Here is a 14,172-nt window from a genome sequence, read left to right as displayed (position 1 = left end):
TGACCTCAGCCACATTTTGGCCGCAGGGACACTCAATCGCCACCTAACAGAACTGGTATCGAGAAGAATCCAGTCTTCGTACGAACTACAAGGGAGTCTTCGCTTGAACCGGTAAGCACCAGACGTCGGCGGCAAACACAGCGTGTCGGCGTGCTTTCGCCCTCAAAGCACAAACAATGTACTGGTGACCCCAGCTACTCGTTCCAACGAACATGACAACCCATGCGCCAGGCCGCGCGTCGTCACGTCAGTCGTGAAGCAGCCAGACGAAGCCCTCTCCGTCCAGCTGAAGTCAGCAGTGATTTCCTACGCCGTGCAATGGCTGGCGTATTGGCTAGTGGCCGCCGGTGCACTTTTTATAGGTTCCGGTGTTGGGGTGACGATCACGGGAGCTATTACCGGTCAACCGTACGTGTTCAGAGGGTTCACGTTGGAGACATACAGAATCTTCGCTCTTCAGCCAGACCACGCGTTTGCGTCCCTGGCTGTACTTGTTGTCGTAGTCTTCACATTATCCGCAGGATTCCGCGATAGCGGCGTGACGATCCAACCCGACGTTTCATACGTGAGGTACCGTGTTCAAGCATGGCTATTGGCACTTACGGGAGTTTGCTGCAATGCCATTGTGCTCATGTTGTTTTTTTACACCGCACTAAACTGGGGCTCCACAAACGAGAAATTTCAGTCAGCACTCCTGCCTCTTGCCCTCGCAACGGCCCTAGCTGCTTCAATCTTGTCAGTTGGCCGGGAACGTCAGATGGAACTTGAGGCAATGATGCTCTACCGAGGCATCCTGAAGCTTGAAAAGCAGCACACTAGGGCATGCCAGAAATGGGATCGCTTCTGGGCTATAAGCCCAGCGGCGGAAGGCCGCGGAGTGCACTATAGACCGTTTCTTACGCTCTGTCTTATCCTTACTGCGGCGCAATCAGCGGTTGTCCTCATCGCAATTCTAATGGGAGTTGGAAATTTATTTTCACTGATGTTGGCACCTATTGAAATAGCGGTGTTCTGCTTCATTCCCGTCTTTGCGGTGATGACGATTGTGGCCAATATTATCCGGCGCATTGATGTTATGGAGCGCTTTTTTAACGCACTTTCCGGTTTGGTATATCTCGTCGCAGTTGCATTTGTAGTTATTGTAATTATCGAAAAGGTTGCTCCTGAGGTGTGGGCGCCTCATCTAATTATTCCCGTGTGCGCTGGATTGGCACTAGTTTTTCCGCTGCTGATGCCGCTTTTTAGGAAAGGATTTCATGGCACGAAAGATTGGAAAAACTATGCATGGCTTGTCGTGAGTGACCTGCAGCGAGGGCGGGAACTAAAGGCGGAACAGCTTCGCCGAAAACGGGCAGAGGCACAAGTAGACGCGCTTCGGCGCGCACTGACGCGTCGGTCGCAGTTGGAGGAACAACCTACCCTGCACGTTTAGGAATCTCAGGTCTGGACAGATGCCGACACCAAGGGTAGCGTCACAGCCCGTCTGCCGAGCACACCTAGCAATCTGGACCATGGCTGAGCGAATGGATGGAGGATCCCCGGCAGCCAAGACGGCGGCAGTGGAAGAGGTGCTCGTCTTCTTCCATCGTTATCGCTTTGTCGATTCTGGATATGATCACCGGAAGTAGGAATAGGGCCCGGAACTGGACCTGTCGGAATTGAGTTCGTGAAGCCTCTACAACCTTCGCTGCCGGAACATCGGGAACGACTCCCGCACCCGGTCCACCGTCTCCAGCGACACCTCCACCCCCCGCACACCCGGCTCCAACCCAAGGTCGGCCTCAACAACCCCCATCGGATCCACCAGCACGCTCCGCCCCACGGACACGGGCGGTGCCTGGCACACCCCTGCCACGTACACACTGTTCTCGATTGCCCGGGCGGCGTTCAAAGCCAGCCACTGCTCCGTCTTATGCTCGCCCGGCACCCAGGACGAGCAGACCAGCAGGACCTGCGCGCCGGCGTCGGCAAGTGATCGGGCCAGCTCCGGGAACCGCAGGTCGTAGCAGGTCATCAGCCCGAACCGCACTCCCCCGTGCTCGAACACCACCGGGTCAGTGGACGGCCCGGGCTTGATGAACGTGGATTCCCCGAAGCCCTGCGCGTCGAAAAGGTGGATCTTCCGGTAGAAGGCCAGCCGGCCGCCGTCGGGCCCGTAGGCCACCAGAGTGTTGTACGCCCTGCCCGGCTCATCCGAGGTTTCCACCACGCCCGCCACTAGCGCGATGCGGTGGCGGCGGGCAATGGCGGCAAGCTCCTGGCAGACGGGTCCGTCCAGCGGCTCGGCCACCGCGGGGAACGTCGCGTCCACCTTCTTCTTCTCGTAGGTGGCGTACTCCGGGAAGGCGACCAGCGCGGCGCCGTCGCGCGCTGCCTCGGCGGCGAACCGGCCGATCGCGGCCAGGTTGGCCCGGATGTCGGCACCCGACTCCAGCTGCCCCAACGCTATCCGCACAGCTCTTCCCTCCCTCGGCCCGGCGGCCGCACTACAGACTGACAGGCTCAGGCCGCGGCCTCGACCGTCGCCTTCTCCGTAGCAGCCATTTCCGGTGGCGCCGCCTTGAAGCCCCGCGTGATCAGGGCCAGGACCAGCACGCCCAGCACCAGCCAGGACAGTCCCAGCGTAATGGCGTTGCTGTCCAGCTGGGAGAGCAGGTAGGCGCAGATAATCGCGCCGATCACCGGGACCACCACGTAGGACACCGGGTTCAGCTGCTGCCCGGCCCGGCGCTGGCGCACGTAGTGGAACACCACCGAGGCGTTCACCAGCGTGAAGGCGGTGAAGGCACCAAAGTTGATGAACGACGTGGACGTGGCCACGTCCAGGAAGATCGCGATCAGCCCCACGATGCCGGTGATCACCAGGTTCGCCACCGGGGTGTGGAACTTCTCGCTGAGTTGGCCGAACGCTGCCTTGGGCAGGACGGAGTCGCGGCCCATCGCGTACAGCAGGCGGGAAGCGCTGGCCTGCGCGGCGAGGCCGGAGGCGAACTGCGCCACCACCAGGCCGGCCAGGAACACCGCGCCGAACAGCTGCCCGCCGATCTGCAGGGCAATGGAGCTGGCCGCGGAGGCCGAGTCCTCGAACACCCCGCCGGGGTGCACCAGCTGGGTCACGTAGGACGCCGCCACGAAGATGCCGCTGCCGATCAGGGCCACGAGCATGATGGCGCGCGGCACGGTCCGGCGGGGATTGATGGTTTCCTCGGTGAGGGTGGTGACGGCGTCGAACCCCAGGAACGAGTACGCGGCGATGGCCGATCCGGCGGAGATGGTGGTGAAACTGGACGTGTCATTGAAGAACGGCTGCCCGCTGGCCAGTCCCCCGGAGCCGTTGGCGGACACCACGCTGCCGATGGCCAGCGCCACGAAGAACACGAGGACCAGCAGCTGGAATGCCATCAGCACCTAGTTGGCCTTGTCCGCCACCTTGATGCCAAGGATGTTCAGCAGCGTGGTGATCACGATGAAGCCCACCACCCAGACGCCGATGGGGATGCCGGGGAACTGGGCGGTCAGGTAGGAGCCGCCGATGAGTCAGATGACCATGGGCAGGAAGAGCTAGTCGAGCAGCACGGCCCAGCCCACCAGGAACCCCACACCCGGGGATCGATGGAGCGGTTGACCCGTGAGATGGCCGAGGCGACCGACTGGTCCTACTACCACCGGATGGACGAACAGTTCCATCAGCTGGTGGGCACGGCGTCGTGCCTGGACTCCGCCGTCGAGGTTTACCACGAGACGCTCGCCGAACTCTACGACTACTTCATCCCCTACCCCATCGAGAAGCTGCACACATCCAACCAGGACCACATCGCTTTGGTGGCTGCCCTCCGTGCCGGCGACGTTGAGGAAGCGGTGGAGGTGGCCCGGAAGCACGTGGACATCCTGCACCGGACGATGTTTATGGGGCTGGCGGAGGGCGCAAATCCGCCATCTGGGGCCTGAACTGGAGTTCAGCGTGGCTTGGCAGTAAATAGGGGAAGCCCCACCAGCAATGCTGAAGGGGCTTCGACTGTTTTGATTCTGTTATGACGAACATCATCTCCCGAACTTGCGGGAATCCTGGTGCTTCCTGCCTCGTCACCGGCAGACCACCTGGATCGAATCCAACGGTGTGTTCCAGAGTTTCCCTGCTGTTCGTTCCCGCCCTTCTTTCGAAGAACGTACTAACAGTGTTACGCCTAGTTGTGCGGGGTTACAAGAGCCGAATTTCCCGATGGCGGCCACGTTTTCCGAACCCCACTGAAAGCTCCGCGGCTGCAGGGGATTCCTCTACGCGCAGCCCCACAGCGGTCCTTTAACGCAGAACCCGCAGGTACCTTCGCGATCTCGCTAAGAGACGGCTCGGACATTCTCATGTCCTGAACAACCCGCGTCATCTGATGGTTACCTGCAGGCGCTTCAAGTCTACGACCGTACCCGCACCTCCAACAGGGGCAGACCCAATCCGCCCAAACTCTCACGCCTTGGAGCGGACCACCAGGACAGGACATTGTGCGTGGTTGACAACCTGGGTGGAGACCGAGCCCAGGTGCAACCCGGGAAATCCACCATGACCCCGGGAGCCGACGACAATAAGATCCGCATCCTTGGCAGCGTCGAGAATTGCCGAAGCAGGTGAATGGGTGTCCACGAGCTGCCCGGTGGCGGTCACGCCCCCATCTTCGGCGGACTTCACTGCCTGGCCCTGGAGCGTCCGTGCGATTTGCTCCGGAGACTCTTCGGCGGCAAGCTCGCCTGCCGCCGTTTCCAGGACGGCCGGATACCATGCCATCGGCGGCTTATTCCAGGCTGTGATGAGGCGGACCTGGCCGTTGCGCTGGCGCGCCTCATCCATGGCCCAGTCCAGCGCTGCCTGGGAATATTCGGAACCATCGAAACCGACAACAATTGTGAATGAACCGGTACTGGTCATTTGTCTTTCCTTTCACTGCCTCGCTGGGCCCTACCGCTTGGGGACTAGGCTTCCTCGTGCCGGGCTACGGTCCCCGCGGTGTCACCGCCATCGATGACGAATTCAGCCCCGGTAACGAACGAGGATTCGTTGGAAGCCAGGTACAAGACCAGGTCCGCGACTTCCCCCGGATGGCCTACGCGGCCCAGTGCCACGTGACTCATGTCCGACACGATGTCAGCCGTCATGGGGGTGGAGATGACTCCCGGATGAACCGAGTTGACCCTGATGCCGTGGGGTCCCAAGTCCAGCGCAGCGCTCTTGGTGAGTCCGCGCACGCCAAACTTCGAGGCGGTGTATCCAGGGATCTGCTCATAGCCGCGGATGCCGGCAATCGAGGAAATGTTGATGATCGACCCGCCTTTGGACTGCTTCAGCGCCGGGATGGCGGCCTTGATCCCGTTGAACGTGCCGGTCAGGTTCACGGCGATGACAGTGTTCCACTGTTCCAACGTGTAATCCTCAATGGAGGCAAAGTTCACGATGCCGGCATTGTTTACCAGGATGTTGAGCCCACCAAACGTTTCGACGGCGGCGCCCACCGCCGCTTCCCAGTCCTGCGGGCTGGTCACATCGAGGTGAGCAAAAAGGGCTCCGGAGCCGATACGCTCCGCGGTTTCCTTTCCCTCGTCGTCCAGGATGTCACCTAGGACCACCTTCGCCCCTTCACCATGCAGCCGCGATGCCACAGCAGCTCCAATCCCGCGGGCACCCCCGCTGACCAGTGCTACTTTGTCGATGACCCGTTCCATGTGGTGCTCCTTCGGTGATGCTGACCGTCATCTGGCCGCGCAAGGGCCAGCGTGCATATGGAGTCCTGTCCCGTCTGCCATGGTTCCATCGGACGTCCACACCGATCCGGGTAGTAGAGTCCAAGGTCCCCGGAGCCTTTCCCCCTGCTCAGCAGCGTTGTGCACGGTCTGCAGCGAGGGCCTTTTGTCCCTGTTGCCCCTTCCCGCGCAGGTATCTACTGGTGGGACAGCGGCCCTTACCCGGGACCCTTCCTGCATCGAATCCGGAGAATTTGTCATGTCTGATCTGCTCAAATGGTCCCCTTTTGCGTCCCGGTGGACCTCCCCCTTCAACACCGTTTTACGTTCGCCGGCGGACCTGCTGGACTCCATGGAGCGCATGTTCCAATCACCGGTCAGCCCCTCCCCCATCCGGGTCGAAGAATTCGTCGACGGTAAAACCCTTGTGGTTCGTGCCGAGATGCCCGGCGTCGATCCCGACAAAGATGTTGAAGTCACCATGCATGACGGGTTCCTGCGGATCCGCGCCGAACGCCAGGAAAAGGAAGAACACAGGGACAAGGGCAGCTATCGGTCTGAGTTCCGCTACGGGTCTTTCAGCCGGAATATCCCGCTCCCTGATGGCGTAAAGGAAGAAGACATTAAAGCCACCTACACCAACGGAGTTCTGGAAGTTCGCACCCCTCTGCCCGAACAGGCCCAGCCCGCGGAACCGAAGAAACTCCCCATCGCCCGCGGATAACGAGGAAGCCCCGGCCAAGCGCGGTGCCCGAAAGGTGCGGAAATGAGGGAACAGCATTCCGCGACGCTGCGGTTTCTCGGCGCAATCGACACAGTGACGGGTTCCAGATACCTGATCAGTTCGCAAGGGCACCGGGTCCTTATCGAGTGCGGGCTGTTCCAGGGTTACAAACACCTGCGCGACCGTAACCGCGTCCCATTCCCAATCAGTCCCGCAAACATCGACGCCGTTGTCCTCACCCATGCCCATCTGGATCACAGCGGCTATATCCCGGCGCTGGTGCGTGACGGTTTCCACGGCCCTGTCTACGCGACCCCTGGCACATCCGAACTGTGCACGCTGCTGCTTCCCGACAGCGGCTATCTCCAGGAAGAGGAAGCCCGCTTTGCAGATCACAGGGCATCTTCAACCCATCATCCGCCCTTGCCCCTGTACACAGCAGAAGACGCCGTCCGATCTCTCGACAGCTTCAAAACCCGGGGCTTCGACTCGCCGTTCCCCCTGCCCGGGGGCATCGAAGCAACGTTCCTCCCGGCCGGCCACATCCTCGGCGCAGCACAGGTGCACCTCCAACTCGCCGGCCGGGCGATCCATTTCACCGGCGATCTGGGCCGCACCCACGACCCCCTGATGTATCCGCCCCGCGCGCTTGAACCCGTTGACGTGCTGGTCGCGGAATCCACCTACGGTAACCGGGCGCACCCGACGGGAAACCCCGAAGCCGAACTCGGCGAAATCATCAACCGCGTGGCCAAACGACACGGGGTCATCATGATCGCCGCATTCGCCGTCGGCCGGGCCGAAACAGTCCTGCTGCACCTCTCACGCCTCCTGGCCAGGCACGCGATCCCTGCCATCCCGATCTACCTGAACAGCCCCATGGCCATCGACGCGTCCGACATGTACCAGCGCCACGGCGAAGAACACAGGCTCGAACAACACGAATTCGAAGCCATGTACAAAGTGGCGGTTCCCATCCGAAGCGCAGACGAATCCAAACTGCTGAACCTCCGCGGCGGACCCATGATCATCATCTCCGCCAGCGGAATGCTCACCGGCGGCAGGATCCTGCACCACGTTGCGGCCTACGGACCGGACCGGCGCAACGCCATCATCCTCAGCGGATACCAGGCTGGAGGAACACGGGGAGCATCACTTGCCGCAGGTGAAAAGCACCTCCGCATCTACGGACAGGACATCGACATTGAGGCAGAAGTCATCCAAATGGAAGGACTCTCCGCCCACGCCGACTCCAACGAACTGATCGAATGGATGAAAACCGCCGATCGGGCGCCAGCCATGACCTACGTGACGCATGGAGAGCCAGACGCCTCAGACGCCCTCCGGGCCCGCATCAAACGCCAACTTGGATGGAGAGCCCGCGTTCCCGAGCACCTGGAAACAATCTCCCTCGAATCCCCCCGCTGATCCGACTAGCTTGAGCCGCTTTGCGAAGGGTGCGCCCGGCTATAGCCGGACGCACCTCTCACGCGCAGGGAGCGGCCTGATTCAGCTCCTGGTTCAGTCGATGAGGACCGGCTGCTTTTCACCGCCAGAAGAGGCAACCCCGCCCGCCGTCTTCCCAGACCGGTGATTCATCCAACCGCCCACTGCAAGAACCGCCACGAGCCCGAACGTGCTCAGGAGCTGAGGGCGGGAATCCTCGCCGATAAAGCCCACGGTGAAGATCGCCGCGAGGATCAGCAGACCAAGTGAAGTGAGCCAGGGGAAGCCGGGCATCCGAAGGGGAAGCTTCGTCCCCTCGCGGTCGGCGCGAAGGCGCAGGGCGAGCTGGGCCAGGAGCGCGGACGTCCATACCAGCAGGCACGTCGAACCCACGATATTGAGCAGGACCGGAAGGACCTTCTCGGGGAAGGCCAGCTCCAGCACCACCGTGACAACGCCGAAGGCAACGCTGGCCAGGACTGCAACCACCGGAACGCGGGCCTTGGACACGAAGGCAAGCCAGCGCGGCGCTTCGCCCCGCTCGGCCAACGAGTACGCCATCCGGGAAGCACCATAAAGGTTGGCGTTGAGCGCGGAGAGCAGTGCTGCGACGGCCACCAGGGTGATGGCGGTGGCCCCACCTGGCATGCCCGCAGCATCCAGCACTGCGGCGAATGGGCTCTTCAGTCCTGCCGAGCCCACGGGGACCACCGCCGCGATCACGAAGATCGCACCGATGTAGAAGACCAGGATCCGCCACAGCACCGTCCGGACCGCCTTCTTCACGCTGCGGGCAGGCTCGGCCGTCTCGGCTGCCGCCACGGACACAATCTCGGTGCCACCGAACGCGAACGCCACCACGAACAGCGCCGTTGCGATCCCGGCGAAACCGCTCGGCGCGAAGCCGGCACCGGTGAAGTTGGCCAGGCCCGGCGACTGGACGCCCGGCAGCCAGCCGAACAGCAGGGCAGCGCCCACCAGGAGGAACCCGACGATCGCCGCCACCTTCAGCAGGGCGAACCAGAACTCGAACTCACCGAAGTTCTTCACGCTGGTCAGGTTCACGGCGGTGAGCACCACGATGAACACGAAAGCCATCAGCCACACCGGCAGCGCCGGGAAGATGGTGGCCAGCAGGCCTGCCGCGCCGAGCGCCTCGGCCGCGATCACCACCACCAGCTGCAGCCACCACAGCCAGCCCACCGTCGCACCGGCCACCGGCCCGTAGGCCTTGGCGGTGTAGACGGAGAAGGCGCCGCTGTCCGGGTTGGCCGCGGCCATCTCGCCGAGTGCCCACATCACCAGGATGATGAGCGTGCCGGCCACGAGGTAGGAGATCAGCACCGCCGGGCCGGCGGCCTGGATGCCCGCGCCGGAGCCGATGAACAGGCCCGCGCCGATGGCGCTGCCCAGGCCCATCATGGTGAGCTGCCGGGGTTTGAGGGCCGCGCCGAGTGGGCGGGCAGACGTCTTTGTCTGTTGTTCCATGGGGATTCCTCTTGGTTGTAGGTGGAACTGTTGGGGATAAAAAGTTCAGGCCGCGTGGGCTTCGAGAAGCCGGAGCACGCGATTGTTGGAGGTGGGGTCGGCAACGGTGATCCGCATGCCGTCCCCCTGGTAGGCCCGGACCAGGATGCCGGCGGCATCGAACGCGTCCACCAGCCTCGCCAGAAGGTCAGCCTCGGCGCGGATCCACAGGAAGTTGCCCTGGCTCGGCTGCAGCGTCCAGCCCTGTGCCTCCAGCTCGGAGGCCATCCGGGAGCGCTCCTGCTTCACCAAGGAAACTCGCGCTGCCATCTCCTCCCCCGCGTCCAGCGACGCTATGGCTGCCTTCTGGGCCAGCGCGCTCACGCCGAAGGGAAGGGCGGTCCGGCGCAGTCCCTCGGCGATGGCGGGGGCCGCCACTGCGTAGCCCACGCGCAGGCCGGCGAGCCCGTAGGCCTTGGAGAAGGTGCGCAGGATGCAGACGTTCGGGTACCGGCGGTAGAGCGCCAGGGAATCCGGGCCGCTGCCGGCGTCGGCGTACTCCACGTACGCCTCGTCGATCACCACCAGGACGCTGGACGGCACAGCCTGCAGGAAGGCCTCAAGGCGGTCATGGCCGATCGGGACACCCGTCGGATTGTTGGGCGTGCACAGCAGGACCACCTTGGTGCGGTCGGTGACGGCGGCGGCCATCGCTTCGAGGTCGTGTCCCTCAGCGTCATCCAGCGGGACACGGACCGGGCGGCCGCCTGCCAGCTCCACCAGGATGGGGTACGCCTCGAAGGAGCGCCACGCGAACACCACTTCATCCCCGGCGTCGCACAGTCCGGTGATGATCTGCTGCAGGACGCCCACGCTGCCGGGTCCCACCGCAACCTCTTCCGCGGTGACGGCCAGGTGCCGGGCAATCCGTTCGCGGAGTTCGACGGCGGCCATGTCCGGGTAGCGGTTCATCCTGCCGGCCGCCTCGGCCACCGCAGCCGTGGCGGCGGGAAGGGGTTCGTAGTGGCTTTCGTTGCTGGCGAGGGCGGCGATGTCTGCGCCGGCGCTGCGCCGGCCCGGGACGTAGGACGGAAGGCCGGTCACCGCGTCGCGCAGGGTGGGCACCGCAGTTTGGGGTACGGCCAAAAGCTGATCACTGGTCATGAGGTCCGATCATGGAAGTGACCCGGACCACAATGCAAGGTAGGCTCCGGTGCTTGGGACTTCTGCTCAACTTCTAGTACTTCTGGTGAAAATATGACCATCGCAAACTCTCGCACGCTCGATTCCCTCGACGGCAGGATCATCCTTGCCCTGGACAAGGACCCCGAAGCCAGCGCCTTGGCGCTCTCCCGGACACTCGGCGTCGCCCGCAACACCGTCCACGCCCGGCTGGCGCGGCTGGAGCGCAGCGGCGCCCTCCGCTCCTTCAGCCGCAGGCTGGACCCCGCCGCCCTGGGCTACGAACTGATGGCCTTCCTGTCCCTCTCGATCAGCCAGACCCGCACCGGCTCGGTGGAGAACGGCCTCGCCGCCATCCCGGAGGTCATCGAGGTGCACGCCACCACCGGGGACGCGGACCTCATGGCCAAGGTGGTGGCCCGCGGCACGGCCGACCTCTACCGCATCACCAACGAGATCCTGGAGATCGACGGGATCGAGCGGACCAGCACGGCCATCTCCATCCTGGAACTCATGCCGCCCCGCTACGACGGCCTCATCAGCCGGTTGTCGGAACAGGAAGCGCATCCTACGGAGTAATCACAGGTGACTGGGACCACAAGTGGTCAAATTGTCAGCCTTGGCTACAACTGCTGCCAAAAGTCCCACCTCCATCCAGCGGTATTGCAAATGTGAGATGCAGGACACACGATGCCTGCATGACTTCACTTACCGTCTCCGGCCGCGTGGCGCAGGTTCTCAGCAGCTATGTCAGCGACGTCTTCGGCGTCATGGGCAACGGCAACGTCTACTTCCTGGACGCCGCGGAGCAGCAGGGCCTCCGCTTCACCCCCGTCCGGCACGAGGGCGCCGCCATCGCCGCAGCCGACGCCTACTACCGGGCCTCGGGACGGCTCGCCGTGGGCACCACCACCTACGGCCCCGGTTACACCAACGCGCTGACCGCCCTGGCCGAGGCTGTCCAGGCGCAGATCCCCGTCGTGCTGGTCACCGGGGACGCCCCCACCAGCGGCGCCCGGCCCTGGGACGTGGACCAGGCCGCCATCGCCGCGGGCCTCGGCGCCGCCACCTTCACCGTCACCCGCGACGCCGCGGGCACCGTCACCCGGCAGGCGGTGGAGTACGCACTCACCCGGCGCACCGCCGTCGTGCTTGCCATCCCCTACGACCTCGCCGCACTCGAGGCTGAGGACCAGGAACTTCCGGCGCCGTCGGCACCCCAGGTGATGCACGACGGCGGCACGGACCTTGGACAGGTGGCCCGCCTTCTCGCCGGTGCCAGGCGCCCGCTGATCCTGGCCGGCCGGGGTGCGCACCTCGCCGGTGCCGGCCCGGAGCTCCGCGAACTCGCCGACCGGCTCGGCGCACTGACCGCCGGAACCGCCCTGGCGCTCAACCTCCTCAACGGCGAGGGTTACCTGGGCGTGGCCGGCGGTTTCGGCACCGACACCGCGGCCGGGCTCATGGGCGAGGCCGACGTGGTCCTGGTGGCCGGGGCCAGCCTGAGCCCGTTCACCCTGCGGTTCGGGCACCTGCTGGGCCGGGACAGCACCGTCATCCAGATCGACACCGCCCTTCAGCCGACCAACCCGCGGGTGGACCTGTTCGTTCAGGCGGACGCGAAGGCTGCTGCTTCGCGTCTCCTGGCGCTGCTTGACGGTGAGCTTGCTGTGGCTGATTGGCGGGTCGAAGCTTCCAAGCGTCTGGCTGCGGGACCGGGGCATGAGACTGGCTCTGTGGAAACTACTGACGGCCGACTGGACCCGCGCGCCCTTGCCACCGCGCTGGATGCTGTGCTGCCGGAGCGCCGCACGGTGGTCCAGGACGGCGGGCACTTCATCGGCTGGGCACCCATGTACTGGAACATCCCGCGGCCGCAGGACCTGGTGATGGTCGGGACCGCGTTCCAGTCGATCGGGCTGGGACTGGCGAGCGCCGTCGGGGCAGCGCGTGCGGTGGAGGACGGCCGCACCCTGGTGCTGGCCTCGGGCGACGGCGGATTCCTGATGGGCCTCTCCGACCTCGAATCGCTGATCGGTGCGGCCCACAGCGCGATTGTGGTGATCTACAACGACGCCGCCTACGGGGCCGAGATCCACCAGTACGGCTCGCAGGGGCTGACCGAGAAGCCAATGCTGATCCCGGAGGTGGACTTCAGTGGAGTGGCGCTGGCTCTCGGGGCTGCGTCCGCTGTGATCCGCTCGCTGGACGACCTTTCCGCGCTTCAGGACTGGATCTCCGACGGCGCAAAGGGAACCTTCGTGGCCGACTGCCGGATCACCTCCAACGTCCGGGCACCGTGGCTGACCGAGTGGATGAACGCAACCCGGGCCGCCAAGGCGGCGGTGGGGAGCTAAGAATCCTTTCCGCCCCTCACTTAGGCTCGGCCGGCCACGACATGCGGCTCGGACGGATCAGTCGCGCTGCCAAACGTGCGACCGTCGTGACCTTGCCTCAGACGCTCCTCCCTCGCAGTAGCTTGAGAAAAGGATTGCCCAGTAAGCAGGTGCACTAACGCTGCGGCTTCACCCTGTTGGGGTTCCTCCTGTTCAAGTGTTTTAGATGTTTCAGCGGGTCTTTGGGCCCTTGTCGAGTTACCTGCCCAGGTCTCAAAGTGGAGGTCGCAAAGTAGAAAAGGTGGAGGTGGTCAGGATGACCGAGACAGGACCAAACCCAGAATCTTCATCTTCTCCCGCATATGTCATCCTCTCGGTAGAGGCAGAGGACCCCGTGACCCCTGATGGTGCCAAGGGCCGCGCCCGGATGGAATCTCAGGGAGTCATCAAAACTGTAGCTGCCGCAAACACTCCGCCGATTTCCGGACTGCTGGTGTCTACATGGACTGATGCCTGGACCTACTGTAAAGCAACCTCAAAGTACGTAGGCGCGCATCACTGGGTGCCTTGGCTCGGAGGAGCGACAGCTGTCCTCAGCGCGATCACAGCGACGGAAATCTTCACAAGTCTTCAAAACGAGGAGTTCTCGATCACTGCTCGGGTGCTGGTAGGGGTAGTGATGGTCTTAGCAACCGCTATCACGGCTCTTCAGGCTTGGACTGGAAGCCGCATCAAGGCTCTGAACGATCAAGCCGATGCCTTCCACAAGCTGCACCGCAAGATTCAGCGTGACATCGAGACACACGCCGCCGGGTCCGAAACATACGTTAACGACGTGGAGACAGAGTTGCGAGGAATCATGGCAAGCATGGTGTCCGTCAGCAACGCCGCGTGGGACCATGCAAAAGCCGACGTGATCTTGGAGAGAGACACCGAGCTTGAACGGCTTGGAGTCATTCCGCGGAGGCCAACAAAAAGTTGACTATCGAGGATGTAGCTGGAGTTGTTTCCGGCTGACCCTTTGGTCGCGAAGCCCTCCCCCATGAAGCTGTCAAGGCCCGGCGACCGCACATGCGGAAACCAGCCGAACAGCAACGCTCGGCGCCGGCCTCGGCGCAGCCACCTTCATCGTGACCCGCGACGCCGCAGGTGCCGTCACCCCTAGGCATACAGGGCCAACACATCCCGGAGGAAGAGGACTTGTCATGCTCAATGTCACCCGCATCCTGCTGACAGCCGAGATTCGAGTTCCGAGACGCCTGCCCGCGGCAGTTCCTTGCGCCTATCATC

The 14,172-nt window shown here is 63.5% G+C and carries 13 protein-coding genes; 7 read left to right on the top strand and 6 right to left on the bottom strand.

Going from position 1 to position 14,172, the window contains the following annotated elements:
* Positions 1 to 184: 184 nt before the first annotated feature.
* The gene (locus ACTAQI_RS00430; protein WP_457948772.1) at positions 185 to 1,432 is read left to right on the top strand and encodes a hypothetical protein; all 1,248 of its coding nucleotides are present in this window, start codon (positions 185 to 187) and stop codon (positions 1,430 to 1,432) included.
* 243 nt (positions 1,433 to 1,675) lie between these two features.
* On the opposite strand, the gene ACTAQI_RS00425 is transcribed toward ACTAQI_RS00430, so the two are convergent.
* Entirely contained in the window at positions 1,676 to 2,455 is a 780-nt protein-coding gene (locus ACTAQI_RS00425; RefSeq protein WP_457948771.1) for a carbon-nitrogen hydrolase family protein, read from the bottom strand.
* Positions 2,456 to 2,502: 47 nt separating this feature from the next.
* Complete coding sequence (locus ACTAQI_RS00420) at positions 2,503 to 3,402, bottom strand: APC family permease (protein ID WP_457950953.1); 900 nt, start codon at positions 3,400 to 3,402, stop codon at positions 2,503 to 2,505.
* A 210-nt stretch (positions 3,403 to 3,612) separates the two neighbouring features.
* Here ACTAQI_RS00420 and ACTAQI_RS00415 point away from each other — a divergent pair, with 210 nt between their 5' ends.
* On the top strand, positions 3,613 to 3,948 hold the full coding sequence (locus tag ACTAQI_RS00415; protein ID WP_457948770.1) for an FCD domain-containing protein: 336 nt from the start codon (positions 3,613 to 3,615) through the stop codon (positions 3,946 to 3,948).
* Between the two features lie 514 nt (positions 3,949 to 4,462).
* Here the strand turns inward: ACTAQI_RS00415 and ACTAQI_RS00410 are convergent.
* A complete protein-coding gene (locus ACTAQI_RS00410) occupies positions 4,463 to 4,918 on the bottom strand; it encodes a universal stress protein (RefSeq protein ID WP_457948769.1) in 456 nt (151 codons plus the stop codon).
* A gap of 44 nt (positions 4,919 to 4,962) precedes the next feature.
* On the bottom strand, positions 4,963 to 5,709 hold the full coding sequence (locus ACTAQI_RS00405) for a glucose 1-dehydrogenase (RefSeq protein WP_457948768.1): 747 nt from the start codon (positions 5,707 to 5,709) through the stop codon (positions 4,963 to 4,965).
* A 277-nt stretch (positions 5,710 to 5,986) separates the two neighbouring features.
* Here ACTAQI_RS00405 and ACTAQI_RS00400 point away from each other — a divergent pair, with 277 nt between their 5' ends.
* Entirely contained in the window at positions 5,987 to 6,451 is a 465-nt protein-coding gene (locus ACTAQI_RS00400; protein ID WP_457948767.1) for an Hsp20/alpha crystallin family protein, read from the top strand.
* A 42-nt stretch (positions 6,452 to 6,493) separates the two neighbouring features.
* Positions 6,494 to 7,879 carry an MBL fold metallo-hydrolase RNA specificity domain-containing protein gene (locus ACTAQI_RS00395; protein ID WP_457948765.1) on the top strand — a complete coding sequence of 462 codons (1,386 nt, stop codon included), beginning with the start codon at positions 6,494 to 6,496 and terminating at the stop codon, positions 7,877 to 7,879.
* Positions 7,880 to 7,972: 93 nt separating this feature from the next.
* Here ACTAQI_RS00395 and ACTAQI_RS00390 read toward each other — a convergent pair whose 3' ends face one another.
* Both ACTAQI_RS00390 and hisC read right to left on the bottom strand, forming a co-directional pair.
* Positions 7,973 to 9,385, bottom strand: coding sequence for an amino acid permease (locus tag ACTAQI_RS00390; protein ID WP_457948763.1), 1,413 nt, complete (start codon positions 9,383 to 9,385; stop codon positions 7,973 to 7,975).
* Positions 9,386 to 9,430: 45 nt separating this feature from the next.
* Entirely contained in the window at positions 9,431 to 10,528 is a 1,098-nt protein-coding gene (hisC, locus tag ACTAQI_RS00385) for a histidinol-phosphate transaminase (RefSeq protein WP_457948762.1), read from the bottom strand.
* A 93-nt stretch (positions 10,529 to 10,621) separates the two neighbouring features.
* Here hisC and ACTAQI_RS00380 point away from each other — a divergent pair, with 93 nt between their 5' ends.
* The 3 genes from ACTAQI_RS00380 to ACTAQI_RS00370 all read left to right on the top strand — a co-directional run bounded on the left by ACTAQI_RS00380 (position 10,622) and on the right by ACTAQI_RS00370 (position 13,864).
* Positions 10,622 to 11,125 (top strand): Lrp/AsnC family transcriptional regulator, encoded by a 504-nt coding sequence (locus ACTAQI_RS00380; protein WP_457948760.1) that lies wholly within the window; start codon positions 10,622 to 10,624, stop codon positions 11,123 to 11,125.
* Positions 11,126 to 11,244: 119 nt separating this feature from the next.
* A complete protein-coding gene (locus tag ACTAQI_RS00375) occupies positions 11,245 to 12,903 on the top strand; it encodes a thiamine pyrophosphate-binding protein (RefSeq protein WP_457948758.1) in 1,659 nt (552 codons plus the stop codon).
* Between the two features lie 295 nt (positions 12,904 to 13,198).
* Positions 13,199 to 13,864: a hypothetical protein gene (locus tag ACTAQI_RS00370; protein ID WP_457948757.1), complete on the top strand. Its 666-nt coding sequence runs from the start codon at positions 13,199 to 13,201 to the stop codon at positions 13,862 to 13,864.
* Positions 13,865 to 14,172 lie beyond the last annotated feature (308 nt).

The organism is Pseudarthrobacter sp. alpha12b, from assembly GCF_054130495.1.
This window is presented reverse-complemented; position numbering and strand designations above follow the sequence as displayed.

Bases quoted from the DNA above. Each gene is read 5' to 3' on its own strand.
- ACTAQI_RS00420 (WP_457950953.1), bottom strand. From the start codon at position 3,402: ATGGCATTCCAGCTGCTGGTCCTCGTGTTCTTCGTGGCGCTGGCCATC.
- ACTAQI_RS00415 (WP_457948770.1), top strand. From the start codon at position 3,613: ATGGAGCGGTTGACCCGTGAGATGGCCGAGGCGACCGACTGGTCCTAC.
- ACTAQI_RS00410 (WP_457948769.1), bottom strand. From the start codon at position 4,918: ATGACCAGTACCGGTTCATTCACAATTGTTGTCGGTTTCGATGGTTCC.
- ACTAQI_RS00405 (WP_457948768.1), bottom strand. From the start codon at position 5,709: ATGGAACGGGTCATCGACAAAGTAGCACTGGTCAGCGGGGGTGCCCGC.
- ACTAQI_RS00400 (WP_457948767.1), top strand. From the start codon at position 5,987: ATGTCTGATCTGCTCAAATGGTCCCCTTTTGCGTCCCGGTGGACCTCC.
- ACTAQI_RS00395 (WP_457948765.1), top strand. From the start codon at position 6,494: ATGAGGGAACAGCATTCCGCGACGCTGCGGTTTCTCGGCGCAATCGAC.
- ACTAQI_RS00390 (WP_457948763.1), bottom strand. From the start codon at position 9,385: ATGGAACAACAGACAAAGACGTCTGCCCGCCCACTCGGCGCGGCCCTC.
- hisC (WP_457948762.1), bottom strand. From the start codon at position 10,528: ATGACCAGTGATCAGCTTTTGGCCGTACCCCAAACTGCGGTGCCCACC.
- ACTAQI_RS00380 (WP_457948760.1), top strand. From the start codon at position 10,622: ATGACCATCGCAAACTCTCGCACGCTCGATTCCCTCGACGGCAGGATC.
- ACTAQI_RS00375 (WP_457948758.1), top strand. From the start codon at position 11,245: ATGACTTCACTTACCGTCTCCGGCCGCGTGGCGCAGGTTCTCAGCAGC.
- ACTAQI_RS00370 (WP_457948757.1), top strand. From the start codon at position 13,199: ATGACCGAGACAGGACCAAACCCAGAATCTTCATCTTCTCCCGCATAT.